Annotated in this window: 21 protein-coding genes and 1 pseudogene; 5 read left to right on the top strand and 17 right to left on the bottom strand. The window is 63.4% G+C overall.

Annotated features, from left to right (window positions below):
- The first annotated feature begins 59 nt into the window (after positions 1 to 59).
- Positions 60 to 3,206, top strand: coding sequence for an efflux RND transporter permease subunit (locus tag EN845_RS13160; RefSeq protein WP_127870641.1), 3,147 nt, complete (start codon positions 60 to 62; stop codon positions 3,204 to 3,206).
- A 73-nt stretch (positions 3,207 to 3,279) separates the two neighbouring features.
- Here EN845_RS13160 and EN845_RS13155 read toward each other — a convergent pair whose 3' ends face one another.
- The 16 genes from EN845_RS13155 to EN845_RS13080 form a co-directional block, all read right to left on the bottom strand.
- Positions 3,280 to 4,989: an APC family permease gene (locus EN845_RS13155; RefSeq protein WP_127277896.1), complete on the bottom strand. Its 1,710-nt coding sequence runs from the start codon at positions 4,987 to 4,989 to the stop codon at positions 3,280 to 3,282.
- Between the two features lie 253 nt (positions 4,990 to 5,242).
- A complete protein-coding gene (locus tag EN845_RS13150; protein WP_127870642.1) occupies positions 5,243 to 7,612 on the bottom strand; it encodes an aminomethyltransferase family protein in 2,370 nt (789 codons plus the stop codon).
- Positions 7,613 to 7,877: 265 nt separating this feature from the next.
- Entirely contained in the window at positions 7,878 to 8,501 is a 624-nt protein-coding gene (locus EN845_RS13145; protein WP_127277898.1) for a sarcosine oxidase subunit gamma family protein, read from the bottom strand.
- Complete coding sequence (locus EN845_RS13140; RefSeq protein ID WP_127870643.1) at positions 8,494 to 11,466, bottom strand: sarcosine oxidase subunit alpha; 2,973 nt, start codon at positions 11,464 to 11,466, stop codon at positions 8,494 to 8,496. The genes EN845_RS13145 and EN845_RS13140 overlap by 8 nt, the downstream gene beginning before the upstream one ends.
- 52 nt (positions 11,467 to 11,518) lie before the next feature.
- Entirely contained in the window at positions 11,519 to 11,794 is a 276-nt protein-coding gene (locus tag EN845_RS13135; RefSeq protein WP_127870644.1) for a sarcosine oxidase subunit delta, read from the bottom strand.
- 14 nt (positions 11,795 to 11,808) lie between these two features.
- A complete protein-coding gene (locus EN845_RS13130) occupies positions 11,809 to 13,062 on the bottom strand; it encodes a sarcosine oxidase subunit beta family protein (protein ID WP_127870645.1) in 1,254 nt (417 codons plus the stop codon).
- Between the two features lie 36 nt (positions 13,063 to 13,098).
- On the bottom strand, positions 13,099 to 14,406 hold the full coding sequence (gene glnT, locus EN845_RS13125) for a type III glutamate--ammonia ligase (RefSeq protein ID WP_127870646.1): 1,308 nt from the start codon (positions 14,404 to 14,406) through the stop codon (positions 13,099 to 13,101).
- Positions 14,407 to 14,440: 34 nt separating this feature from the next.
- The gene (locus EN845_RS13120) at positions 14,441 to 15,769 is read right to left on the bottom strand and encodes an FMN-binding glutamate synthase family protein (protein WP_127870647.1); all 1,329 of its coding nucleotides are present in this window, start codon (positions 15,767 to 15,769) and stop codon (positions 14,441 to 14,443) included.
- A 6-nt stretch (positions 15,770 to 15,775) separates the two neighbouring features.
- Positions 15,776 to 16,498, bottom strand: a complete 723-nt coding sequence (locus EN845_RS13115; protein WP_135907107.1) for a GXGXG domain-containing protein — start codon at positions 16,496 to 16,498, stop codon at positions 15,776 to 15,778.
- 4 nt (positions 16,499 to 16,502) lie between these two features.
- Positions 16,503 to 17,399, bottom strand: a complete 897-nt coding sequence (locus EN845_RS13110) for a glutamine amidotransferase family protein (protein WP_127870649.1) — start codon at positions 17,397 to 17,399, stop codon at positions 16,503 to 16,505.
- A gap of 84 nt (positions 17,400 to 17,483) precedes the next feature.
- Positions 17,484 to 17,813 (bottom strand): hypothetical protein, encoded by a 330-nt coding sequence (locus EN845_RS13105; protein ID WP_127870650.1) that lies wholly within the window; start codon positions 17,811 to 17,813, stop codon positions 17,484 to 17,486.
- A complete protein-coding gene (locus EN845_RS13100) occupies positions 17,810 to 18,499 on the bottom strand; it encodes a hypothetical protein (protein WP_167531348.1) in 690 nt (229 codons plus the stop codon). Before EN845_RS13100 ends, EN845_RS13105 begins: the two co-directional genes overlap by 4 nt.
- A 45-nt stretch (positions 18,500 to 18,544) precedes the next feature.
- Positions 18,545 to 19,951, bottom strand: a complete 1,407-nt coding sequence (locus EN845_RS13095; RefSeq protein ID WP_127280936.1) for an APC family permease — start codon at positions 19,949 to 19,951, stop codon at positions 18,545 to 18,547.
- 14 nt (positions 19,952 to 19,965) lie between these two features.
- Positions 19,966 to 20,127, bottom strand: coding sequence for a hypothetical protein (locus EN845_RS13090; protein WP_127280937.1), 162 nt, complete (start codon positions 20,125 to 20,127; stop codon positions 19,966 to 19,968).
- 32 nt (positions 20,128 to 20,159) lie between these two features.
- Positions 20,160 to 20,537, bottom strand: coding sequence for a hypothetical protein (locus EN845_RS13085; RefSeq protein ID WP_127870651.1), 378 nt, complete (start codon positions 20,535 to 20,537; stop codon positions 20,160 to 20,162).
- Positions 20,538 to 20,548: 11 nt separating this feature from the next.
- On the bottom strand, positions 20,549 to 20,836 hold the full coding sequence (locus EN845_RS13080) for a hypothetical protein (RefSeq protein ID WP_127870652.1): 288 nt from the start codon (positions 20,834 to 20,836) through the stop codon (positions 20,549 to 20,551).
- 287 nt (positions 20,837 to 21,123) lie between these two features.
- On the opposite strand from EN845_RS13080, the gene EN845_RS13075 reads away from it, so the two are divergent.
- From EN845_RS13075 to EN845_RS13060, 4 genes are all read left to right on the top strand, one after another.
- Complete coding sequence (locus tag EN845_RS13075; protein WP_127870653.1) at positions 21,124 to 22,257, top strand: aminomethyltransferase family protein; 1,134 nt, start codon at positions 21,124 to 21,126, stop codon at positions 22,255 to 22,257.
- Between the two features lie 40 nt (positions 22,258 to 22,297).
- A complete protein-coding gene (locus EN845_RS13070; protein WP_127870654.1) occupies positions 22,298 to 22,894 on the top strand; it encodes a dimethylamine monooxygenase subunit DmmA family protein in 597 nt (198 codons plus the stop codon).
- Positions 22,891 to 23,856, top strand: coding sequence for a PDR/VanB family oxidoreductase (locus tag EN845_RS13065; protein ID WP_127870655.1), 966 nt, complete (start codon positions 22,891 to 22,893; stop codon positions 23,854 to 23,856). The genes EN845_RS13070 and EN845_RS13065 overlap by 4 nt, the downstream gene beginning before the upstream one ends.
- An 89-nt stretch (positions 23,857 to 23,945) precedes the next feature.
- Positions 23,946 to 24,986, top strand: coding sequence for a DUF3445 domain-containing protein (locus tag EN845_RS13060; protein ID WP_127870656.1), 1,041 nt, complete (start codon positions 23,946 to 23,948; stop codon positions 24,984 to 24,986).
- 59 nt (positions 24,987 to 25,045) lie between these two features.
- Here the strand turns inward: EN845_RS13060 and EN845_RS36770 are convergent.
- Positions 25,046 to 25,148 (bottom strand): annotated as a pseudogene (locus EN845_RS36770) (IS110 family transposase); the annotation flags it as partial.

The raw sequence follows: 25,148 nt of genomic DNA, 5'->3' as shown, positions 1-25,148 counted from the left end.
CGAAGCACCTTCCTCGAAGCACAAGGGCGCCGGCAACCAAGCAAAGTGGACCAGCACCGATGACGACCTCCACTGAAGAAAAGCGGCCCTTCAATCTCTCTCGTTGGGCAATTGGCCATCCCTCCATTGCGCGCTTCCTGTTCGGGCTGATCATCATCGCCGGCGCGCTCGGCCTGATGCGCATGGGCCAGAAGGAGGATCCCGATTTCACCTTCCGCGTCATGGTCGTGCAGGCGATCTGGCCGGGCTCCTCGATCCAGGAGATGGAAGACCAGGTCGTCAACAAGATCGAGCGCAAATTGCAGGAGACGCCGCATCTCGACTTCGTGCGCTCCTTCACCCGCGCCGGCAGCGCCATCATCACCGTCCAGATCAAGGGCGACACCAACGCCGCTGAAGTGACGGATGCCTTCTATCAGGTGCGCAAGAAGGTCGGCGATATCCAGGGCGACCTGCCGCAGGGCCTGCTCGGCCCCTATTTCAACGACGAGTTCGGCGACACCTTCATCACGCTGCATTCGATCAGCGGCGACGGCTTCTCCTATCCGGAGCTGAAGAAGTTCGCCATCCAGGCGCGCGACATGCTGTTGACGACATCAGGCGTCGAAAAGGCCGTCATCATCGGCGACCAGCCGGAAAAACTCTATATCGACGTCTCGTCCAAGGCGCTGGCCGAACGCGGCCTGACGCTGACCGACCTGCAGAACGCGATCAAGGGCCAGAACAACGTCGATCCAGCCGGCTCCGTCGATACCGGCGTCAATTCGGTGCGCATCTCCGTCGAAGGCGACGTCGCCAAGGCCGCCGACATCAGGGAATTGCGCCTGCGCGCCGGCGGCCAGGTGACCCGACTGGGCGACATCGCCACCGTCACTTCGGGGCTGGAAGATCCCTTCCAGCGCAAATACCGCTTCAATGGTCACGACAGCGTGCAGCTTGGCGTCGTCATGGCCAAGGGTTTTAAAGTCACCGATGTCGGCAAGGATGTCGAGGCGACCTACAAGCACTTCGAGGAAGCGCTGCCCTATGGCGTTTCGGTCGACCAGATTTCCGACCAGCCGGGCGTCGTCACGGACGCGGTCGCCGAATTCATGCATGCGCTCGGCGAGGCGCTGCTGATCGTGCTCGTCGTCTCGTTCCTGTCGATCGGCTGGCGCTCGGGCCTGGTGATCGCCATCGCCATACCGCTGGTGCTCGCCGCCACATTCGCCATCATGTATGAAATCGGCATCGACCTGCAGCGCATTTCGCTGGGCGCGCTGATCATCGCGCTCGGCTTGCTCGTCGACGACGCCATGATCGTCGTCGAGATGATGGAGCGGAAGCTCGAGGAGGGGTTGGTCAAGATCGAGGCGGCGAGCTTTGCCTATTCCTCGACCGCCTTCCCGATGCTGACCGGCACGCTGATCACCACCGCCGGCTTCATCCCGGTCGGCTTCGCCGCCTCGACGGCTGGCGAATATGTGCGCACCCTGTTCTATGTCGTCGGCATCGCGCTGATCGTGTCGTGGTTCGTGGCGGTCTATTTCACGCCGTGGCTGGGGCATATGATCCTCAAGCAGCGCAAGCATGCCGGCACCCACCACGACGCCTTCGACACGCGTTTCTATCGCCGGCTTCGCTCGACCGTCGGCTGGGCGGTGCGTCACCGCATCATCGTGCTGGTGATGACGCTGGTGACTTTCGGCACCAGCTTGTGGGCCTTCCAGTTCATTCCGCAGAACTTCTTCCCGCAATCGTCGCGGCCCGAAATCCTCGTCGACCTCTGGCTGCCGGAAGGCACCTCGATCAAGGAAGTCGAGACGCAGGCCAAGGCCCTGGAAGCCAAGATGATGGACGACAAGGACAAGCGTTTCATCGCCACCTATATCGGCGAGGGCGCCCCGCGCTTCTTCCTGCCGCTCGACCAGCAACTGCGCAACCCGAATTTCGCCCAGATGCTTGTCATGGCCAATGACGAGCCGGCCCGCGAGCGGCTGATCGTCAAGCTGCGCACGGTTCTGGCGCAGGATTTCCCGTCGATCCGTGCCAAGGTCGACCGCCTGTTCCTCGGACCGCCGACCGGCTGGCCCGTGCAGATGCGCGTCATGGGTCCGGATCGTCAGGAGGTGCGCCGCATCGCCGACCAGGTGAAGGCGAAGTTCCGCGAGGATCCGCTGCTTGGCGCCGTCCATGACGACTGGCTGGAGCCGGTGCCGGCGATGAAGCTGGTCATCGATCAGGATCGCGCCCGTGCGCTCGGCGTCACCTCGCAGCGCATCCGCCAGATGCTGCAGGCCGCGATGTCCGGCGCGCCGCTCGACGATTTCCGTGACGGCGAGGAGACGGTGTCCATCGTCGCCCGCGAGCCGGATGCCAGCCGCAGCCTGCTGTCCTCGGTCGACTCGGTCTATATCCCGACCGATTTCGGCGGCTTCGTTCCGCTGTCGCAGGTCGCCAAGGTCATGCCTGTGCTGGAGCAAGGCATAGAGTGGCGCCGCGACCGCCTGCCGACCATCTCGGTGCGCGCCACATTGCCCGACGGCGTGCAGTCCAACGACGTCGTCACCAAGATGTACAAGGACATGCAGGGTCTGCGCGACGGCCTGGCGCCCGGTTACAAGATCGAGATTCAGGGCGGGGCCGAGGATTCGGCTGAAAGCCAGGCTTCGATTGCCGCCAAGGCGCCGATCATGCTGGCCGTCATCGTCGTGCTGCTGATGATCCAGCTGCAGAACTTCGGCAAGGCGATGCTGGTGCTGGCGACGGGCCCGCTCGGCATCATCGGTGCTGCCGCCGCTCTGCTGATCAGCGGCGCGCCATTCGGCTTCGTCGCCATCCTCGGCGTTATCGCGCTGCTCGGCATCATCATGCGCAACTCGATCATCCTGGTCGACCAGATCGACCAGGACATCGCCAGGGGCATGGACCGTTCCGAAGCGATCATCGGCTCGGCGGTGCGCCGCTTCAGGCCGATCGTACTGACGGCGATGACCGCGGTGCTGGCACTGATCCCGATCTCGCGCGCCGTGTTCTGGGGGCCGCTCGCCTATGCCATGATGGGCGGCATTCTGGTCGCGACCGTGCTCACCATCCTGGTGCTGCCGGCGGGCTATGCGCTCTTCTTCGGCCGCGAGCCGAAGAAGGTGAAGACCGACGAGCAGGCCCCTGAGCCAGGAGAGATCGAAGGCATCGAACGGCCGCAATTGGCTTTGGCGGCGGAATAAGAAAAAAACCGGCCGGTCGATTTGCGACCGGCCGGTTTTCCTTGATGCAGTGGCTTGGGCCGCGGTCAGATCATCAGATGACGAATACCCAATTGGCGATGAGCATGACCGCCACGCCGGCGACCAGCGTCAGATAGGGCAGCATGCCCGCCTTCTTGACCGAGAGGTCGGCTCCCGCCATGCCGAGGTCGGCCAGCATGTGGTCCGGGAATTTGCCCTTGTCCTGGATGTAGTGGCGGAAGCAGAACACCGGGATGATCAGCGCCGCGGTGATCAGGCCGGCCCACAGGGCCATCGGGTTCCACACCTTGGCGCCTGCGCCCATGAAGATGGCGTTGACATAGGCGAAGATCGCCCCGATCCCCAAGAGCCAGCTAGGCGCCTTCCACGGCCGTACGATATGGCCGTTGTCGATGCGGTGGATCCAGCCGGCATTGAGGTTGAGGAAGTTGAAGATGATGTAGCCGCAGTTCGACACGGCGAGGATGAAGAAGAAGCTCGTCGCGTCGGCCGAGGCGATCGCCAGAACCGCCAGGTTGAAGCAGAGGTCAGTCCACATGGCCCGCGTCGGCGCGCCGTGTTCGTTGACGTGGCTGAGATAGCGCGGCAGCCAGCCGTCGACCGAGCCCTGGTAGAGCGTGCGCGAGGAGCCGGCCATCGCCGTCATGATGCACAGCACCAGCGCCAGGATCATCAGCATGACAAGCAGGCTGTGGATAATCTTGCCGCCGCCGACCATGCCGGCCAGCGCGTCGGCCACGCCTGAGCCGTCGACGATCGGCGTTGCCAGCATGCCGTTCAGGCCCAGCACGCCCTGGAAGGTGAAGGGCACCAGGATGAACAAAAGCATGCAGAGCAGGCCGGAATAGAAGATGGCCTTGAACGTATCGGTGCCGGGGTTCTTGAACTCCGACGTGTAGCAGACGGCCGTCTCAAACCCATAGGTCGACCAGGCGGCGATGAACATGCCGCCGAGCGCCAATGTCCAGCCGGCGATGTTCCAGGAGCCGGGCTCGGGTGCGTAGGCAGCCGCCAGCGGCACCAGCGGCGAGAAGTTCGCCCAGTCGATCTGACCGGTGAAGATCGGCACAACGCCGACAATCAGCATCGGGATGATGACCAGCAGGCCGATATATTTCTGCACGCTGGCGGTGCCCAGGATGCCGCGATGCTGGATCGAGAAAATGATCAGCATCAGCACCGCGCCGATGAAAAAAGTGGCGTTGAGCGTGAACGAGACCGGGCCCAGCGTGTGGCTCCACAGCGTCCAGTTACGGATGGCCGGAGTCGCGGCGGCGGTCACCGCGGTGATGGCGTCTGCGGGAACCGTTCCGGCATGCGCGGCGATGTAGGCCACCACCTCGGGCGAGGTGTCGGTGAAGATCGGCACCGGCGCCAGCGCGTTGAGGATATAGGCAGCCGCGATCGAGCAGCCGAGCGACAGCACCGGCGACCAGGCGAACCAGTTGCACCACACCGACAGCGGCGCGATGAACTTGGAATAGCGCAGCCACGCCGTGGCGCCGTAGATCGAGGCGCCGCCGGACTTGTTCGGAAACAGGCCGGCGATCTCGGCATAGGTGAAGGACTGCAGGAAGCCCATGATCATGGACACCGTCCAGATCAGGAAGGCCAGCTTTCCCGTCGTGCCGGCAATGCCGCCGATCGAGAACAGGACCAGCGCCGGAACGCCGCTCGCCACCCAGAAGGCGCCGCGCCAGTCGATATGCCTGAGCAGCTTGCTTTCGGCAGGCTGGTCCAGGACCGTACTTATCGTGCTCATGTCGATGAGTTCCCCTTTTTCGATGTTCCCCGCCAGCGATGCCTCGGCTACGCGAAGCTTGCTCCCCGGCTAATGACCGTTCCGGCCGCAGTGTTTCCACTCAGTCGTATTTTTTTCTTAAGAGTGAAGATTGATCCGGCGCGCCGTCACGTCAAGCGATTTGTGAAACCGTGCACATCACGCTTGCGCGCGCTGATGACAAAGCGTCCGGCGGGGTGGCCGGCGGGCGCTTTGCGAACCCAAAAAGGGCAGGTCAGGAGCGTGGTTTGGTCTTTTGCGGATCGTAGTGGGCAAAGGCGACGACCCGGGCCGGCAGCCGCTTGGCATGGCCGTCGAGTTTGCCGATCTCGACCTCCGTGCCGATGGCGGCATGAGTGACGTCGAGACGCGCCAGCGCGAGGTTCTTGTTCAGCACCGGCGAGCGCATGCCCGAGGTGACGACGCCGATCTGGGCGCGGCCGACATGGACGCAGTCGCCATGGCCGACGGCGACATTGGCGTCGATCTCGAGGCCGACCAGCTTGGTCTGCGCATGGTCCTTGCGCCGGATCAGCGCCTCGCGGCCGATGAAATCGTCGGTCTTGCTCTTCAGCGGCACGGTAAAGCCGATACCGGCCTCGAACGGATCGGTCTGGTCGGAAAATTCGTAACCGGCGAAGATCAGCCCGGCCTCGATGCGCACCATGTCGAGTGCCTGCAGGCCCATCGGCTTCAGACCGTGCGGCTGGCCGGCTTCCCAGATGGCGTCGAACACCTTTTCGGCGTCGCGCGGATGGCACCAGACCTCGTAGCCGAGTTCGCCGGTATAGCCGGTGCGCGAGACGACGATGGGAATGCCATTGCCGCCACCGATCCTGGCGACGGCGAAGCGGAACCATTCGAGTTCCTCGATCGAGGGCTGCAGCGGCGAGGTCCAGATCACCTGTTTCAGGATGTCGCGGCTCTTTGGCCCTTGCACAGCGATGTTGTGCATCTGGTCGGTGGACGAGCGCACCAGCACGTTGAGGCCGAGCTTTGTCACCGTCTCGCGCAGCCATTCGCCGGACAGGTCGTCGCCGCCGACCCAGCGGAAATTGTCCTTGCCGAGCCTGAGCAGCGTGCCGTCGTCGATCATGCCGCCATGCTCGTAGCACATGGCGGAGTAGACGACCTGGCCGACGCCGAGTTTCTTGACGTCGCGCGTCAGCGTGTATTGCAGCAGCGCTTCGGCATCCGGGCCCGTGACCTCGAATTTGCGCAGCGGCGACAGGTCCATGATTACCGCGTCCTGCCGGCAGGCCCAGTATTCGGCGATGGCCCCTTCTTTGGCGAAGGAATTGGCCAGCCAATAGCCCCTGTACTCGACGAAGTCGCGCGTGTGCTTGGCAAAGCTCTGGTGAAAGGCTGTCTCGCGGGTCATTTTCGGTTCCGAATCGGGCGTCATGCGTCTGGCGATCGCTCGCGAGAATTTGTGCTGGCCGGAATAGGTCCGCACGTGGATGTCGGTCAGGTCCCAGCCATTGGCCGGTGTCGTGTCGTCGGGACAGGCTGAGGAAACGCAGACGATGTCGGTCAGCGCCCTGAGAAGGACATAGTCGCCGGCGCGCGACCATGGCTCGTCCGACACCATGACGCCATGGGCGTCAATCGCCGTGTTGAAGAAGAAGTTGATCGCCATCCAGCCGGCGCGGGGATTGACGCCCTTGCCGGTGAGCGCGCGGTTGAAATTCTCCGAGCAGTTGGTGTGGCCGGGATAGCCGATGTCGTCGTAATACTTCGCCGCACAGGCGAGCGCGAAGGCGTCGTGCCGGCCGCACATGTCCTGCACCACCTCGACCAGCGGCTCCATGTCCTGGTCGTAATATTTCGAATGCAGGCCGGGCATCGGATAGCTCGCGCCCATCAGCGTGCGCGTCGTCGTGACGTCGAGCGGATGGTCGAGGCCCTTGTCGAGCTTGCGCGCCGAGAAGCATTGGAAGTCGGTGCACTGGCGGCCGTCGACATCGATGATCTGCAGATAGTCGCCGGCCTTGACGAAATAGGATTCGGCGGTTGCCGAATGCACCCTGAGATCGAGCACCGGATCGGCGAGCGGATCGGCAAGCTGCCCTCTCGTCTTCAGCCGGATGGTGGCGCGGCGCACGATCACGGTCAGCGTCGTCGCCGTGTTGTGGCCGTCGACCAGCATAGGCCCGCCAGGCGCCGCGATCAGCAGCGCGCCGTCGCGCTGGACCGAAAAGCTCTGCTCGGTGCCGGCCGGCGTGGCGCCGCCGAACACGCGCACCGCTCTGGGCTGATCGAGTTGTACCTGCCGGCGCTCAAGGCCGCGGCGCAGCGATGCGATGCTGTCATCGCCCTCTGCGAGCAACGCCTTGATGCCGGCGGCATTGCTGTTGGATTTCTCGCCGAGAATGCCGGGGTCGGTGACGCCCGACTTATCCCAGGCCAGCAACTCGCAGGCCTGACCACCCTCGACGTTGCGCACCGTGACCGTATCGCCCGCCTCGACCTCGATCAGCACCGCGCCATTGCCCTGGATCGTGTAGCGTTCCATCCCCGCCGGCAGCGCGATCTGGCCGGGCCTCAGGATGAGACTTGGCCTTGGCGGTCCGGCAGTGACAGCGGGGTAGGGCGACTGGCTCATCTCAGCTTGCGGTTCGAGAAACTAGTTTGCCTGTGTGTAAAATTATTTTCGCTGAGAGAATAGCAGGGTGGTCGCTTTTGGCAAGGCGCCGCCTGATCTTCCCTTCTCCCCTTGTGGGAGAAGGTGGCCTCGCGAAGCGAGGTCGGATGAGGGGTGTTCCAGGGAACGCAAACGTCTCACTCCGCTGGAACACCCCTCATCCGTCTCGGCGCTATCGCGCCGATCCACCTTCCCCCACAAGGGGGGAAGGAAGGGGGCGTCGCCGCTACGCCAATTCCTCGGAATGCCCGATCTCGACGCCATACTCCGCGGCCGAGTCCAGAATGGTGTGCCACAGGCTCTCGGCAAAGGTCGCGAACACCAGCAGATTGAACACCGCCTGTCCGTCGCGATCCGCGCCGCGCCACAGTGTGACGCTGGTGTGGTCCATCGACGTGGCTGCCGCCGCGCCTACGCCAAAAACATCGGGGTGCAGGTCGATCGACGACAGCTTGGCCAGCATGGTCCGCGCCTTGGCGCCGGAGATGCTGATCAACACCCGCGCATGCGACTGGTCGGAAAGCGAGGCCGAGCCGGTAAAGCCGGGCTCAAGGGCCTCGATCGAATGCTTGCCGCCTGTCGACAGGGCAAGGAACTGATCCGGCCCCGACCAGATCAACGTGGCATCCGCCGCGCCGAGCGCGTTCGGCGTTTCCGGAGCAGCAACGCCAAAGCGAGCCTTGGCCGCCTCGGCCATCTCAGCCGCCTTGCCACGCCGCGCCATTACCTGGACGAGGTCGAGATTGCGGATCTCGGTCAGCGACACGCCGGCATCGCCGCTCGCACCATGAGGCCCGGCAACGAGTGCGCGATCAAGCGGGCTGCGGGTCTCCCAGGAAAACTCAGCCACGCTGGCGCCCTCCATCCGGATCGTAGAAGACGGGATTGCAAATCTCGACGTCATAGTCTTCGCCGCGCAACGGATCGTGCGCATGCACGATCTCGCCGATACGCTCACGGCCGCGCTCGACAAGGGCAAGCCCGATCCAGTGGTCTGATGTCGGCGAGAAGCAGATCGAGGTGACATAGCCCTGGTCGTTATCAGGCCCGGGCGTCTGCCCCTTCGGAATGATGTGCGCGCCGGAGCGTAGCCGTCGCGCCTTGTCGGTCGGCTTGATGCCAACGACCACCTGCCGGTCCGCTGCAATCAGCGCCTCGCGTCCGGCCATGACGCGGCCAATGAAATCCTTTTTGGTCGACATCATCTTGCCGAGGCCAAGATCGGCCGCGGTTGTCGTGCCGGAGAGCTCCGGTCCGGCGACATGGCCCTTTTCGATGCGCATGACGCCGAGCGCCTCGGTGCCGTAAGGCGTCACACCGAACGGATGGCCCGCAATCATCAGATTGCGGGCCATCGCCTCGCCGTAGCGTGCCGGCACCGAAATCTCGAACGCCATTTCGCCGGAGAAGGAGATGCGGAACAGCCGCGCCTTGACGCCGCCGCGCAACGCGACTTCGCGCGCGCCCATGAAAGGGAAACCTTCGTTGGAGAGGTCTTCCGAAGGATCGACGATCTCTTTCAACAGATCGCGGGTCTTGGGTCCGGCAATGGAGAACTGCGCCCACTGGTCGGAGACCGAAGTAAGCTGGACATCGAGTTCCGGAAACAGCACCTGCCGGCAGAACTCGAGATGCTGCATCACCAGCCCGGCCTTGGCCGTCGTGGTGGTCAGGAAATAGTGGTCCTCGGCCAGCCGCGACGTCGTGCCGTCATCATAGACGATGCCGTCCTCGCGCAGCATCAGCCCATAGCGCGCCTTGCCGACGGCAAGATTGGAGAAGGTGTTGATGTAGACGCGGTCGAGGAAGGCGCCGGCGTCCGCGCCATGCACGTCGATCTTGCCCAGCGTCGAGACATCGCAGAAGCCGACGCCGCCGCGCACCGCCTTGACCTCGCGGGTCACCGATTCCAGCCAGTCCTTCTCGCCGGCGCGCGGATACCACTGTGCCCGTTTCCATAAACCGGTGTCGACGAAGATCGCACCCTGCTCGGCGGCCCAGTGATGCGACGGCGTCAGCCGTGTCGCGTGAAAAGTCTCGTCGCGGTGATGGCCGGCGAAGGCGCCGATGGCCACCGGCACGTAAGGCGGCCGGTAGATCGTGGTGCCCGTCTCGGGAATGGATCTGCCCGTGACCGCCGCCATGATGGCGAGGCCGGCGACATTCGAGGTCTTGCCCTGGTCGGTCGCCATGCCAAGCGTGGTGTAGCGCTTCAGGTGCTCGACCGATTCAAAACCCTCACGCTGCGCCAACTCGATGTCGGATGCGGTGACGTCATGCTGCTGGTCGACAAAGGCCTTGCCCTTGCCGGCGACATGCCACAGCGGCGTCAGCGAAAAGGCCTCGTCATCGGCCACCGGCGTGGAGCCTGAACCATTGCCACGTCCGGCATCGCGTGCCGCCGTCACGCCCGCCGCAAAACCTTCGCGCAGGCAGGCGCCAAGTCCGAAGGCACCGTTTGCGGCGCCCGCTGCGACCATGCCGGGCGGTGCGCCGTCAGGCACGAAGGCGGCGATGTCGTCGCGCCATTTCGGCCGGCCGCGATGGTAGGAGGTGAGCCCCACGGTCGGGTTCCATCCGCCGGAAACGGCAAGCCCGTCGGCTTCCACTTCGGCACGCGCGCCGCCGGGGAGCGAGACCGAAATCTTGCGCACGCCACTCTTGCCGCCATCGATGCCTCTAACCGAGCCATGCAGAACGGGAAAGCCGCCCTTGCTGGCAAGCGAACGATGCGCCGGCGAAATCTCCGCGCGCGCGTCGATCACGGCCGCCACTTGCAAGCCGGCACCGAGTGCGGTCTCGACCGTGCGCCAGCCATCCTCGTTGTTGGTGAACAGCGCCATGCGCTTGGCCGGGGCCGCCGCGTAACGTGTGATATAGCTGCGCATGGCGGACGCCATCATCACGCCTGGCGCGTCGTTGCCGGCAAAGACGATCGGCCGTTCGAGCGCGCCTGCGGCGACGACGCAGCGCTTGGCCACGATCCGCCACAGACGCTGCCGCACCTGATGCTCGGGCGGCGAGGGCACGTGGTCGTTGACGCGCTCGATCGCGCCATAGGTGCCGCCGTCATAGACGCCGAACAGCGTCGTGCGCGTCATTATGCGCACGTCGGGCAGGGATCCAAGTTCAGCCAGCGTCCGTGAAAGCCATTCGGCCGCCGGCATGCCGTCGATCGTGCCGCCATCGGCAAGCAGGCGGCCGCCGGGGGTAAAATCCTCCTCGCACAGGATGACGCGCGCACCCGTGCGGCCTGCGGCCAATGCGGCCGCGAGGCCGGTCGGGCCCGAGCCGGCGATCAGCACATCGCAATGCGCCCACGCCTTGTCGTAGTGGTCGGGATCGGCGATGCCCGCCGCGCGGCCAAGGCCGGCGGCGCGTCGGATTGCCGGCTCGTAGATCGCTTCCCAGAACTTCGCCGGCCACATGAAGGTCTTGTAGTAGAAGCCGGCGACGAAGATCGGCGCGAACAGCTGGTTGACCGACATGACGTCGAAATTGAGCGACGGCCAGCGGTTCTGGCTGGCGGCCTCAAGACCTTCATAGAGTTCGGCCGTCGTCGCCTTGGTGTTCGGCTCGCGCCGCGCGCCGCTGCGCAGTTCGACCAACGCGTTGGGCTCTTCCGACCCCGCTGTCAGGATGCCGCGCGGCCGGTGATACTTGAACGAGCGGCCGACCAGCTTGACGCCGTTGGCAACCAGTGCCGAGGCAAGCGTGTCGCCTTTGAAGCCGGAGTAGCTCTTGCCGTCGAAACTGAAATTCAGCGGCGCCGAACGGTCGACGAGACCGCCGGAAGAGAGGCGATGAGAGGTCATGGTGTCCGGCCTCTCATTTCATGGCGAAGGGCGGCGACGTTAGCAAAATTGCTCATTTCGCAACCTGCCTCGCCCCGGCGCCCGCTGCCGGCTCAACGGCCGAAATCTCGTGCGTCAGCGTGTTGCGGGTGACCTTCAGCCAGGCCCGGCAGCCGCCGCCGTGATACCAGTTCTCGTCCATCACGCCGGCGATATTGTCGCGCAGATAGACATAGTCATAGACGGCGTCCTCGCCGGCGTCGGCCGCCGGCCGCACCGGCTTGGCGTCGCCGAGATAGGTGAATTCGCCGAGGTCGCGTTCGCCGCAGAAGGGACAGGTAATGCGCATGGTTCCAGCCGCCTTCAGTGCAGGTTCGGTTGGGCGCCCTGGCCCTTTTCGTCGATCACCGCACCGGTCCGGAACCGGTCGAGGCGGAAGCGCGCGGCCTCCTTGTGCGATTCATCGCGCGCGATCAGATGGGCGAAGACAAGGCCCGAGCCGGGTGTCGCCTTGAAGCCGCCATAGCACCAGCCGGCATTGAGATAGAGCCCGTCGACCGGTGTCTTGTCGATGATCGGCGAGCCGTCCATCGACATGTCCATGATGCCGCCCCACTGGCGCAACAGCCGCACGCGGCCGATCATCGGGATGATCGCCATGCCGCCCTCGCAGACATCCTCCATCACAGGCAGATTGCCGCGCTGGGCGTAGGAATTGTAGCCGTCGATGTCGCCGCCGAAGACGAGGCCGCCCTTGTCGGACTGGCTGACATAGAAATGTCCGGCGCCAAACGTCATGACGCCGGGGATGAGCGGCTTGATCGCCTCGGAGACGAAGGCCTGCAGCACATGGCTTTCGATAGGCAGGCGCAGGCCCGCCATATCAGCGACGCGCGAGGAAGAGCCGGCAACCGCCATGCCGACCTTGCCGGCGCCGATCCTGCCGCGCGAGGTCTCGACGCCGGTCACCTTGCCGTTCGCGTCCCTGACAAAGCCGGTGACTTCGCAATTCTGGATGATGTCGACGCCAAGTTCACTGGCAGCGTGGGCGTAGCCCCAGGCCACCGCATCGTGGCGCGCCGTGCCGCCGCGCCGTTGCAGCAGCCCGCCTTGCACCGGGAAGCGCGCATGGTCGAAATTCAGGAACGGCAGCATCTTCTTCAGCGCCGGCTGGTCGAGCAGTTCGGCATCGATGCCGTTGATGCGCATGGTGTTGCCGCGCCGCGCATAGGCATCGCGCTGCGCGTCGGAATGATAGAGGTTGAGAACGCCGCGCTGGCTGACCATCGCGTTGTAGTTGAGGTCCTGCTCCATCCGCTCCCACAGCTTCATCGACAATTCGTAGAAGCCGGTGTTGCCGGGCAGGCCGTAATTGGAGCGGATGATGGTCGTGTTGCGGCCGGCATTGCCGGAGCCGATCCAGCCCTTTTCCAGCACCGCGACATTCTTGATGCCGAACTCGCTGGCCAGGAACCAGGCGGTGGCGAGCCCATGGCCGCCGCCGCCGATGATCACCACGTCGTAGCGGTCCTTCGGCGCAGCGTCGCGCCAGGTGCGTTGCCAGTTTTTGTGGCCGGAAAGAGCGGCGCGCGCGAGCGAGAAGATCGAGTATTTCATACGTTCATTCCGAGGTCGCTCGCACCGCCAGGACGATCAAATGTCCAGCGTGTGGTCGCGCTCCCATTGCGTGAAGTGCGAGGCATAGGAATTCCATTCCTGGTGCTTCAGCTTTAGATATGCCGACGAGAATTCCTCACCCAGCGCCGCCTTGAGCGATTTGTCCTTGTCGAACTCGCGCAAGGCGTCGAGCAGGTTGAGCGGCAGTATCGGCGCGCCCTTCACCGTGTGGCCGTGCTGGTACATGTCGATGTCGTAGCGCTTGCCCGGATCGGCCTTCGAACGGATGCCGTCGAGGCCGGCGGCGATGATGACCGCCTGCAGGAGATAGGGGTTGGCCGCGCCATCCGGCAGGCGCAATTCGAAACGTCCAGGGCCGGGCACGCGCACCATGTGGGTGCGGTTGTTGCCGGTCCAGGTCACCGTGTTCGGCGCCCAGGTCGCACCCGAAATGGTGCGCGGCGCGTTGATGCGCTTATAGGAATTGACCGTCGGGTTGGTGATCGCGGCGAGTGCGGAGGCGTGCTTCATGATGCCGCCGAGGAAGTTCTTGCCCTTGGCCGACAGGCCAAGCTCCATTGAATTGTCGGCGAAGACATTGGTCTTGCCTGATTTGTCCCAGACAGAGATGTGGGCATGGCAGCCATTGCCGGTCAGGCCCTGGAAGGGCTTGGGCATGAAGGTGGCGCGCAGGCCGTGCTTTTCCGCGATCGACTTGACCATGAACTTGAAGAACGAATGCTTGTCGGCGGTCGGCAGCGCGTCGTCGAAGGCCCAGTTCATCTCGAACTGGCCGTTGGCGTCCTCGTGGTCGTTCTGGTAGGCGCCCCAGCCGAGCGCCAGCATGTGGTCGCAGATCTCGGCGATGACATCGTAACGGCGCATCACGGCTTGCTGGTCGTAGCAAGGCTTCGATGCCGTGTCGTATTCGTCGGAGATCGCCTTGCCGTCAGGCGAGATCAGGAAAAACTCGGCTTCGACGCCGGTCTTGACATGCATGCCGTCGGCGGCTGCCTCGGCGATCAGCCGCTTCAGCGTGTTGCGCGGCGCCTGGTCGACCTCCTTGTCGTCCATGATGCAGTTGGCCGCGACCCAGGCGACTTCCGGTTTCCACGGCAACTGGATGACGGAGTCCGGATCCGGCACCGCCAGCATGTCGGGATGCGCCGGCGTCAGATCGAGCCAGGTGGCGAACCCGGCAAAGCCCGCACCATCCTTCTGCATATCGGCGATCGCCTGCGCCGGCACCAGCTTGGCACGCTGGCCACTGAACAGGTCAGTGTAGGAAATCATGAAATATTTGACGCCGTTCTTTTTGGCGAAAGCGGCGAGATCGTTCCCCATTATAGTTCCTCGCTTATGGTATTTCGGGTGTGTGTTAGAAGCCGTTCTTCCCCGGTATCCAGTTGGTGCCGGCCAGCGGCACGCCGGCCATGGCGGCTGCCTCGATCGTCAATGCGACGAGGTCCTCGGGTTCGAGATTGTGCAGGCTGTTCTTACCGCAGGCGCGGGCGATGGTCTGCGCCTCCAGCGTCATCACCTTGAGATAGTTCGCCAACCGGCGGCCGGCGGCCACGGGGTCGACCCGCTTTATCAGTTCCGGGTCCTGCGTGGTGATGCCGGCAGGGTCCTTGCCCTCGTGCCAGTCGTCATAGGCGCCTGATGTGGTGCCGAGTTCGTTGTACTCCGCCTCCCAGCGGGGATCATTGTCGCCGAGCGCGACGAGCGCCGCGGTGCCGATCGACACCGCGTCGACGCCGAGCGCCAGCGCCTTGGCGACATCGGCGCCGTTGCGGATGCCGCCGGAGACGATCAGCTGCACCTTGCGGTGCATGCCGAGGTCCTGCAGCGCCTGCACCGCCGGCCTGATGCAGGCGAGCGTCGGCTGCCCAACATTTTCGATGAACACTTCCTGCGTCGCCGCCGTGCCGCCCTGCATGCCGTCGACCACGACGACGTCGGCGCCGGCCTTCACCGCGAGCGCTGTGTCATAGTAGGGGCGGGCGCCGCCGACCTTGACGTAGATCGGTTTTTCCCAGTCGGTGATTTCGCGCAGTTCGAGGATCTTGATCTCGAGATCGTCCGGGCCGGTCCAGTCGGGGTGGCGCGAGGCCGAGCGCTGGTCGATGCCTTTCGGCAGCGTGCGCATTTCGGCGACACGGTCGGAAATCTTCTGGCCGAGCAGCATGCCGCCGCCACCCGGCTTGGCGCCCTGGCCGACGACCACCTCGATGGCATCGGCGCGGCGCAGGTCGCGCAGGTTCATGCCGTAGCGCGACGGCAGGTATTGATAGACCAGTTGCTTGGAATGGCCGCGCTCTTCCTCGGTCATGCCGCCATCGCCGGTCGTGGTCGAGGTGCCGGACAGCGTCGCGCCGCGCCCGAGCGCTTCCTTCGCCGGGCCGGACAGCGAGCCGAAGCTCATGCCGGCGATGGTGATCGGAATTTTCAGTTCGATCGGCTTCTTCGCATGCCGCGACCCCAGCACCACGGATGTGTCGCAACGCTCGCGATAGCCTTCCAGCGGATAGCGCGAGATCGAGGCGCCGAGGAACAGGAGGTCATCGAAATGCGGCAGCTTGCGTTTGGCGCCGGCACCTCTGATATCGTAGATGCCGGTCGCCGCGGCGCGGCGGATTTCGGAAAGCGTGTAGTCGTCGAAGGTCGCGGATTTGCGCGGTGTCGTCGGCGGGTTGCGGTACGTCATCTTGCCTCAATACGCGTCGGCGTTGTCGATATTGAAATTGTAGAGCGTGCGCGCCGAACCGTAGCGCTTGAACTCCGACGGCTTTACCCCAGTCACGCCGGCGCGGTCGAGCAGGCCCTGCAGCAATTCCAGATGTTCGGGCCGCATCTCCTTGGCGATGCAGTCGGCGCCCAGACTATCGACCTTGCCGCGCACGAAAAGCCGTGCCTCGTAGATGGAATCGCCCAGCGCATCACCGGCATCGCCCAAAACCACGAGATTGCCGGACTGCGCCATGAAGGCCGACATGTGGCCGATACCGCCGTGCACGACGATGTCGATGCCCTTCATCGAGATGCCGCAGCGCGACGAGGCATTGCCCTCGATGACCAGCAGCCCGCCCCTGCCGGTGGCGCCGGCATACTGGCTGGCGTCGCCTTTCACCGTTATCGAGCCCGCCATCATGTTTTCACCGACGCCGGGGCCCGCAGAGCCGTGCACGGTGATGGCGCTGCCCGAATTCATGCCGCCGCAATAATAGCCGACGCTGCCGCGCACATCGATGCTGACGGGCTGGTCGACACCGACGGCGACCGAGTGGTTGCCTTTCGGGTTGAGCACTTCCCATGCCGTCTCATTCGAGCCGGCGGTCAGCTTATGGAGCGCCTGGTTGAGTTCCCGCAACGACTGGACGTCGAGGTCGAAGACGCGCGCATGGCTTTCGCGCGTTGCCTTGGAGGTTGCCGGCATGAACTCAATGCTCCCAGAAATAAACGGTTGCGGGCTCCGGTTCCCAGACCCTCGCATTGTCGATGCCGGGCAGTTTGGTCAGTGCCCGATATTCCGAGCCGAAGGCGACATACTGGTCGGTCTCGGCCATCACGGCGGGCTTGCAGGCGATCGGATCGCGCACCACGCCAAAACCATTCTTGGTGCCGACGACGAAGGTGAAGAAGCCGTCGAGGTCGGAGAGCGTGCCTTCCAGCGCCTCGCCGAGATTCTTGCCGTGCGCCATCTGCGAGGAAAGGTAGGCAGCGGCGACCTCGGTATCGTTCTCGGTCTCGAATTTCATGCCTTCGCGCACCAGCTCGCGGCGGACATTGTTGTGGTTGGACAGCGAACCATTGTGCACCAGGCACTGGTCGGCGCCGGTCGAGAAGGGATGCGCGCCCATCGTCGTCACGGCCGATTCCGTCGCCATGCGGGTGTGGCCGATGCCATGCGTGCCGGTCATCTTGCGGACATCGAAGCGATCGACGACGGCCTCCGGCAGGCCGACTTCCTTGTAGATTTCAACCGCTTCGCCGGCGCCCATGATGCGGACATCGGGCCTGAGCGACTGAAGGGCTTCACGCGCCGCGTCGACCTTGTCGGGCGTGGTCCTGACCACCGCGTGTGTCGATTTCACCGCAATGCTCACCGGCGCTCCGAGAGCCTTGGCGAGTTCGGCGTCCAGCCCGCGGAAATCGCGGTCAGGCTTCGGCGACTGGATGGTGATCTTGGCCTCGTTGCCCGATGTCGCGCCATAGATGGCGATGCCGGCGCTGTCGGGGCCACGATCGCTGAGCGATACCAGCATCTCCGACAGCATCGCGCCGAGCTTCGGCTCCAGCGCCTTGTCCTTCAGGAAAAGTCCAACGATTCCGCACATGTCAGCCTCCCGACGTTTGTGACTAGAGATGATGTACCGAATGAAATCCTTGAATTCAATGGGATGAAAAAAATTTTCCTCTGGTTACGTATGCGGCTCAATGCCACTCTGCGTAACATCGCCCTCGCGCTGGGCATTATGAGCCCATTTGGCGGCGCGGATACGGGCGATCTTATAGGCGTCGAGGATCGACAGCGCATAGATCAGGAAGCCGCCGGCGTGACGGCCGACGAAGTTGGCATCCGGCGGCGAAATCTTGGCGGTCACCCAGGCCAGAATGACCATGAAGAAAAGGAACTGCAGTCCGCGCACCGGTACGCCAAGAATGACATGCCCGCTTGCCGGCAGCACGATTGCGGCGCCCAGGACGAGATAAGGGCTCACTGGCGCCGGCGAAGTGTTTGAAGTGCTCATGCGGCCTGCCGTTCGCTTCGGTTGATGGCGTCGCGCAGCTTCGAGAGAGATACGAGCAGCCGTTCGATCAGCGTCGCATCGATACGCGTGTCACCGAACGCGGCCTGCCTGAAGACCCCGTAGCGTGCCCGCTCGGCCTCGGCCAGCAACCACACGATGCGCACTCCGTTTGGCGTGATCAGCAGCTCCTTGGCGCGGCCATCCGCAAAGGGTTCGAGATGGCCGGCGATGATGCCTTGCGGAAAACGCGTGCCTCTGCGGTCCGTCCGCAGCACCGCTTCGGCCGGAAATCCCGGAGCTTTCGGCAGCGTATGGTCCAGATGGTCGAAATTGGAGAATGTCGTCGGCGAGCCCGGCCGCATCATCATGTCGAACACCGCCGGCACCGCGACCTTTTCGGTAAGGGACACCGACAGCCAGCGCGCCGGCAGCTTTCGTGTCGCAAGCGTGTCGACGATGGTGCGCAACTGGACATGATGGCCGTTCCACGATCCTTCCCAGGTGATGACGCCGGCCGTGCCCTCCGAGACATTGGCCACGTCCGCGACGACGGTGCGAATGCTGGCCTCGTCGGCGGCGAGCGCGGCCGAGGCCCTGTCGCGGCTGCGGCGTGCCAGCCACGCAAAGTGAAGGACGAGAGCCAGGACAATTGCCCCGGCAAGCAGTGCTGATGTCACCTCGGACATTTTATCGTGCAAGGCCCGTCCAGATCCTGGGCGGGCCTACTCCCATCAATAGCCCTGCGGTTTCGGCCACGGCATGGTGAACTGGTCGCCACGCCGCACGAATTTGTAGCGGTAGAAGTGGAACCACAGCGAGATCAGGAAATAGAAAGCGACCATGGCGATCAACTGCGAGCCGAAGCCGAGGAAGATGGCGAAGAAGGTCACCACGCACAGGCAGAACAGCACGATTGCCGGCAGCGGATGGAAGGGGTGCGTGTAGCCGCGGCGGATCGACCCCAGCGGCCACTTCTTGCGGAACATCATGATGTTGATGCTCATGAAAGTGTACTGCAGGACCCCCGACAGGATCGAGAAGGTGATCGCCTGGTTGAGATCGGCGATGAAGGCGAAGGCCAGCGCGATCGGCAGCAGGAACAGGATCGAGCGGTAGGGCGTGCGGTATTTCGGATGCACCGCCGAGAACCAGCTCGGCAGATAGCGGTCGCGGCCGAGCGAGAACCAGGCGCGCGCCGCGTCGTTGATGCAGCCGTTTGCCGAGGCAAGCGCGGCGAGCAGCGTCGCTATGAACAGAAGGTTCTCGAGCAGCGGGCTTCCGGTCAGCTTGCCGGCATCCCACAGCGGATAATAGGTGATGCCGAGATATTCCCAGGGCATCAGCGAGGCGCAGACATACCAGGTCATGGCGGCGGCGATCAGAAGCGTGATCATGCCGGCCATCGTGCCGTAGGGCAGCGAGCGTGCGGGCGAGCGCACCTCTTCGGCCGCCTGCGTGGTGCCTTCGATGCCGAGATAATACCAGATGCCGAACTGGAAGGCGGCAATGACCCCGATCCAGCCATAGGGCAGCGCGTTGCCTGGAGTGACCAGTTCGTTGAGCTTCAGCACCGCGCCTTGCGTCCACGGGCTGACCGAGAAGAACAGGACGACGATCGAGACATAGGCGATTGCCGTGATGACGAAATTGACGTTGAGCGTCATCAGCACGCCGCGATAGTTGAGCCAGGCCAGCACCACGATGGTCGCGGCGATGAAGGAATTGTGGGTTAGCCCTTCGACTCCGGCCTTGGCGACGATCGTGTCGCCGAGCAGGATGGCGTCAGACACTTCCAGCATCGTGTAGGCAAAGACCAGGAACAGCGCGACGTTGAACGCCATCAGCGGGCCCACGATGTGCTTGGCCTGGGCGTACTGGCCGCCGGCGGCGGCGACAGTCGACGTCACCTCGGAATCGATCATGGCCACCGAGGTGTAGAGCAGTCCGACGACCCAGCACACGATCAGGGCCGCCAGCGCGCCGCCCTTGTCGGCCGAGAAATTCCAGCCGGTGAACTCGCCGACCAGAACGATGCCGACACCGAGCGCCCAGACATGGGCCGGGCCGAGCACCCGAAGCAGCGATACCCGGTCGCCGTGAATTGTGGTGGTGATGTTGTTTTCAAGCGCGACCGTCATCGATCAATCCCCACTCAGATCCGGTGTTTTTCGGAAGCGGCTTCAAGCTCGCCTTCACGCGACGAGGTCAGAACGTCCTCGGAGTAGTTTGTATCGATCTTGAACCAGTCGTAGAGCATCCACAGCGCGAGCACGATCGAGATGCCCCAGCATGCGTAAGAGAGTGCCACCCACATGATCGTGTCCCCAAATTCTTCGTCGCCAAACTCTATTTGTCGTCGAACTTCTCGTTGATGACATCGCGATATTCGCGGTCGGATGCCCGGAACAGGAACACGAAATAACCGATCAGGACGGCCGCCATGATGATCAGTGTCGGCCAGTCGATGATGTAGTGGAACCGGTTCTGGATGATGTCGTGCGCGGTCTCCGGCGTATAGCCGAGCTTTTCCCAGATCGAGGCCATGGTCGGATTCTGCCCGAGCGCTTCCCAGGTCTTGGCATCGAGTGCATCGATGGATTTTGCGGCCCCGGCAAGACCAAGCTTCAGCGGTAGCCACAGCGCCACGAAGATGGCGACCACGACAACGGCGATGTCGAAGACTTGCGCGGCCTTGCTCTGCTCCGGCGGCGTGTAGCGGGACATTGTTTCTCCCCTCAGGACTTGCGGTTGCGGGACGCGTCGGCGTTCTTGATGTCGAGCCCGTAGATGAACTCCTTGTCTTCCTTGTAGTGTTTGACCATCGCCAGGATGGCCGCCGTGTTGAAGATGAGCACCGCGGCGGCCGCCATGGCTACGACGGCCTTGATGCCGCCCTGCGGAATGTATGGCCAAGTCATGAGGAGGACGAAGAGGATCGTCGCCCACAGGCAGACGATCAGAAGCGCGGATCCGCGCAAATCGGAGCGGTACAGCGCTTCGATGCGCTGCTGCAGGTCTGACATCGGTTTTCCCCTTCTTTGCCGACGCCCGGTTCCGAATCCACCGCCCGCCGCCCTCTTTCAAGAGAGTGAAATTTTTTTCATAAGTTCCGCTCGAATCCCCGACTTGTCAAGACGAATTTACGTAGAGTTAACCGCTCGCTTCGAGTGAACAATTTTGCCTGACAATGAAATTATTTGCTTCAAGGGGATTGCAGGCTTCCCGCGTTTGCGGTCAATATTCCATCCAAAGCTCCGGCCTCGGGCAAAGGAGCAGGGAACAGCATGATTTTCGAACGGAGGACGAGCGGATGACGGCATCCTGGAGATTTTCAACCCTGGCGGATCGCCATCGCGCTCTGGGGTCGAAACTCGAAGACTGGAGCGGAATGGGCACCGCCTGGACCTATGACAAGGATGCCGATGAGGAATATGTCGCCATCCGCACCAAGGCCGGACTTATGGATGTTTCCGGCCTGAAGAAGGTTCACATCACAGGGCCGCACGCCTCGCACCTGATCGACCTCGCCACCACGCGCGACGTGGAGAAAATCTATCCCGGCAAGTCGGCTTACGCCTGCATGCTGAACGAAGCGGGAAAATTCACCGACGATTGTATCCTCTACCGTACCGGGCCGAATTCCTGGATGGTGGTGCACGGCTCGGGCACCGGCCATGAGGAATTGCAGCGAGCGGCCATGGGCCGGGACGTGTCGCTGCGCTTCGACGACAATCTGCACGATTTGTCGCTGCAGGGGCCGACGGCGGTCGACTATCTGGCCAAGCACGTGCCGGGCATTCGCGACCTCAACTACTTCCATCACATGCAGACGCAGCTCTTCGGCTTCCCCGTCATGATCTCGCGCACCGGCTACACCGGCGAGCGCGGCTACGAGATTTTCTGCCGTGGCCAGGATGCCGGCACGATCTGGGACAGGATCCTCGACGAGGGCAAAAGTCTCGGCATCATTCCCTGCCGCTTCACCACGCTCGATATGCTGCGAGTCGAGAGCTATCTGCTCTTTTACCCCTATGACAATTCGCAGAAATACCCGTTCGACAATGAAGGCCCCGGCGACACGCTGTGGGAACTCGGCCTCGACTTCACCGTCAGCCCCGGCAAGACCGGTTTTCGCGGTGCCGAGGAGCACTATCGCCTGAAAGGCAAGGAGCGCTTCAAGATCTACGGCGTCCTGCTCGACGGCAAGGAGCCAGCCGATGAAGGCGCGCCGGTCTATCGCGACGGTAAAAAGGTCGGCGTGGTGACCTGCGCCATGTATTCGCCGCTGGTCAAGAAATCGATGGGCATCGCCCGGCTCGACGTCGACTGCGCGGTCAAGGACACCAAGCTCGAAATCCGCAACAAGAGCGGATCGATCAAGGCGACGGCGCAGCCCTTGCCGTTCGACGATCCCAAGAAGACCAAGCGCACGGCGAAAGGCTGAGGCATAATCGACAGCGAGGGTTTCGAGGCACAAAGACAGAATGGCAGCCAAGACCATCATCAGCCGGCCCATTTACGGGACCCTGTCTCCGCAGCCGGGCAAGCATCATCTTTTCGTGGCGGATGCCGAAGGCGCGCTCGCGATAAAAGACATGGCCGCCAGGGCTCCGGCCGGATTCTTCGACGGAGCCGAAATCGTCTTCATTGCCGGTCCAGACGGCAAATACGTTGCCGCTCTCGAAGCCTTGAAGCCGGCGCAACTGCACATTGCGCCGTCCTTCGCTAGCCTGCTGCCGCGTCTGAAGCAGACCCTGACCAACGCGCATATGGGCTTGCGCCTTTATCTTGCCGGCACCGAAGGGCTGATCGGCCAGGCCATGCAGGTGGCGCTCGAAGCCGGCATCGACCACACCTCCATGCAGACCGAGCATCGCGGCTCGCTGGCGCGGCGCATGCAGTGCGTGCACTGCAAGGGCATAACCGAAAATGTGACGACGCAGCCCGCGACCTGTTCGCATTGCGGCCTGCTGCTTCTGGTGCGCGACCACTATTCGCGACGGCTCGCCGCCTTCCAGGGCGTCTGCATCAACGCCGAGGACCGCTCCGAGATTCCTCCGACCGAGGAGGCCTTCCCATGAGCACCGGCACCACCAAGCTCGATGTCGTCGTCAGCGACGTTGTCCCGGTCAATGACCTGGTCACCCGCTTCCATTTCCGCCGGCGTGACGGCGGGTTGTTGCCCACCTTTTCTGGCGGCGCCCATGTCGTGGTCGAGATGCGCGATGGCGAGCGCACAAGGCTCAATCCCTATTCGCTGATGGGCTCGCCGCTCGACACGCGCGAATACACCATCTCGGTGCGCCGCGACGATGTCGGTCGTGGCGGCTCGCTGTTCATGCACAACCAGGTCCGGCCGGGGCTGGAGATGGTGGTAAGCTATCCGGTCAACCTGTTCTCGCTTGATCTCAGGGCGAAAAAACACCTGATGCTGGCCGGCGGCATCGGCATCACGCCGTTCATGGCGCAGACCGCGCAACTGGCTGGCGAAGGCGGCAATTTCGAACTGCACTACACCTGCCGCACCGCCTCGCTTGGTACCTATGCCGACCTGCTCCGGGAACGCTACGGCCGTCGGGTCCGACTCTATCACGATGACCTTGAGGAGCGCATCGATCTCGACCGGCTGTTGTCCTCGCAACCGCTCGGCACGCATCTCTATGTCTGCGGCCCCGCCGGCATGATCAACTGGGTGCGCGACCGCGCCGCCGCGTTCGGCTGGCCGCCGGAGACCGTGCACTACGAGCATTTCGCGGCGCCCCAGCCCGGCCTGCCATTCGACGTGACGCTCGCCGTCAGCGGCAAGACGATCCGCGTCGGCTCGCAGCAGAGCCTGCTCGAAGCCATCGAGGCGGCCGGCGTCGATCCACCCTATCTCTGCCGTGGCGGCGTCTGCGGCCAATGCGAGACCAACGTCATCTCGTGCGACGGCAAATTCATCCACAACGACCATTGGCTGAGCGAGGAAGAACACCGTTCCGGCAGGAAGATCATGCCGTGCGTGTCGCGCTTCGAAGGCCGGTCGCTGGTGCTGGAACGGTAGAGCATTTTGCAGCCAAGTGGATACTTGGCGTCGCAGAAATGCGGCTAAAACAAAGAGATAGAGCGGGCATCCCGCTCTAGGAGGAAATCATGGGCATCACCTTTCGCAAGGAAACGTTCCGCGACGACTTCACCTTCAGGAACAGCCCTGAGCACATCAGACGATTTCCGTTCCCGTTCCACGAAGACAGCTACATGTATGCAGTCAATATCGAGCCGCATGTCGTCGGCCCGAAGGGCTCGGTGCTGGAGAACCTGATCGACGTCGACGAACACTATGTCGCCGAGATGCAGGACCGCGCGATGGTGCTGGCAGAGGATCCGCTGCGCTGCCAGTCGCTGCCGCACATGACGCTCGCCGGCTGGGATCTGCTGGAACTTTTGATGGAGCAGCAGGCACTGGGTTACCCCGAGCATTTCACACTGATGCGCGACGGCGATCGGTGGCGCTGGATCAACCGGCCGCTCGGCATCGATGACACCTTCACCTTCGGCGACACCTCGACTTTGCCTTACGGGCCGATGGAATACATCACCCGCCAGAGCCAGGGCGATTTCTGCATCCTCGACCAGCGCGACGGCAATCTGTGGATGGATGCCGGCATGGTCACCACCCAGGCCGACTGGTCGCTCGATTTCGACATCGGCATGAATTTCTTCGAGTGGCACGCGCCGGTGCCGCTGGCGCATGAGAAGGGGATTTTCGTCAGGGCGCTGAAATTCCTCACCAATATCCAGCAGGGCAAGCCGGCCAGGCGACTGAACTGGACGATGACCATCAATCCGCGCCTCGATACCAGCCCCGAAAACTACCACAAATGGGGTCCGGACCGGGCAACGGTGACGCCCGAGAACGTCGGCGACAAGGTGCATCTGCGGGTCGAGTTGCAGAGCTTCTGGCGGCTGCCGCGCTCCAACGGCATCGTCTTCCCGATCCGCTGCTACCTGATCAAGATGGACGAACTGGTGACGCAGCCGAAATGGGCGCGGCGCCTGCATCGCGTCATACGCGACCTGCCGGAGGAACTCGCCACCTATAAGGGCTTGACCCGCTATCGGTCGACATTGGTCGAGTGGCTGTCGAAGCTGGATGATGGGAGCGCGACATCACCGGGGTTTGGGCCGGATTGACCTCCAAAGACTTGGGTTCCTCGCCCCCGTCGATCGGGGGAGAGCGACTATCTGGGGTGTCAAGTTGCATTTGCGAATTCGCTTCTCGCGTCGCGTGCTTTTGCGTTGAGGATGACGAGAAGTTTTCTGGCGAGTGCGATGCGGATGAGCATTTTGGGCTTT

The sequence above is a fragment of the Mesorhizobium sp. M8A.F.Ca.ET.202.01.1.1 genome (genome assembly GCF_004791595.1).
In the GTDB taxonomy this organism is placed as follows: domain Bacteria; phylum Pseudomonadota; class Alphaproteobacteria; order Rhizobiales; family Rhizobiaceae; genus Mesorhizobium.
This window is presented reverse-complemented; position numbering and strand designations above follow the sequence as displayed.

Coding starts and splice junctions, on each gene's coding strand:
- EN845_RS13160 (WP_127870641.1), top strand. CDS start 60: ATGACGACCTCCACTGAAGAAAAGCGGCCCTTCAATCTCTCTCGTTGG.
- EN845_RS13155 (WP_127277896.1), bottom strand. CDS start 4,989: ATGAGCACGATAAGTACGGTCCTGGACCAGCCTGCCGAAAGCAAGCTG.
- EN845_RS13150 (WP_127870642.1), bottom strand. CDS start 7,612: ATGAGCCAGTCGCCCTACCCCGCTGTCACTGCCGGACCGCCAAGGCCA.
- EN845_RS13140 (WP_127870643.1), bottom strand. CDS start 11,466: ATGACCTCTCATCGCCTCTCTTCCGGCGGTCTCGTCGACCGTTCGGCG.
- EN845_RS13135 (WP_127870644.1), bottom strand. CDS start 11,794: ATGCGCATTACCTGTCCCTTCTGCGGCGAACGCGACCTCGGCGAATTC.
- EN845_RS13130 (WP_127870645.1), bottom strand. CDS start 13,062: ATGAAATACTCGATCTTCTCGCTCGCGCGCGCCGCTCTTTCCGGCCAC.
- glnT (WP_127870646.1), bottom strand. CDS start 14,406: ATGGGGAACGATCTCGCCGCTTTCGCCAAAAAGAACGGCGTCAAATAT.
- EN845_RS13120 (WP_127870647.1), bottom strand. CDS start 15,769: ATGACGTACCGCAACCCGCCGACGACACCGCGCAAATCCGCGACCTTC.
- EN845_RS13115 (WP_135907107.1), bottom strand. CDS start 16,498: ATGCCGGCAACCTCCAAGGCAACGCGCGAAAGCCATGCGCGCGTCTTC.
- EN845_RS13110 (WP_127870649.1), bottom strand. CDS start 17,399: ATGTGCGGAATCGTTGGACTTTTCCTGAAGGACAAGGCGCTGGAGCCG.
- EN845_RS13105 (WP_127870650.1), bottom strand. CDS start 17,813: ATGAGCACTTCAAACACTTCGCCGGCGCCAGTGAGCCCTTATCTCGTC.
- EN845_RS13100 (WP_167531348.1), bottom strand. CDS start 18,499: ATGTCCGAGGTGACATCAGCACTGCTTGCCGGGGCAATTGTCCTGGCT.
- EN845_RS13095 (WP_127280936.1), bottom strand. CDS start 19,951: ATGACGGTCGCGCTTGAAAACAACATCACCACCACAATTCACGGCGAC.
- EN845_RS13090 (WP_127280937.1), bottom strand. CDS start 20,127: ATGTGGGTGGCACTCTCTTACGCATGCTGGGGCATCTCGATCGTGCTC.
- EN845_RS13085 (WP_127870651.1), bottom strand. CDS start 20,537: ATGTCCCGCTACACGCCGCCGGAGCAGAGCAAGGCCGCGCAAGTCTTC.
- EN845_RS13080 (WP_127870652.1), bottom strand. CDS start 20,836: ATGTCAGACCTGCAGCAGCGCATCGAAGCGCTGTACCGCTCCGATTTG.
- EN845_RS13075 (WP_127870653.1), top strand. CDS start 21,124: ATGACGGCATCCTGGAGATTTTCAACCCTGGCGGATCGCCATCGCGCT.
- EN845_RS13070 (WP_127870654.1), top strand. CDS start 22,298: ATGGCAGCCAAGACCATCATCAGCCGGCCCATTTACGGGACCCTGTCT.
- EN845_RS13065 (WP_127870655.1), top strand. CDS start 22,891: ATGAGCACCGGCACCACCAAGCTCGATGTCGTCGTCAGCGACGTTGTC.
- EN845_RS13060 (WP_127870656.1), top strand. CDS start 23,946: ATGGGCATCACCTTTCGCAAGGAAACGTTCCGCGACGACTTCACCTTC.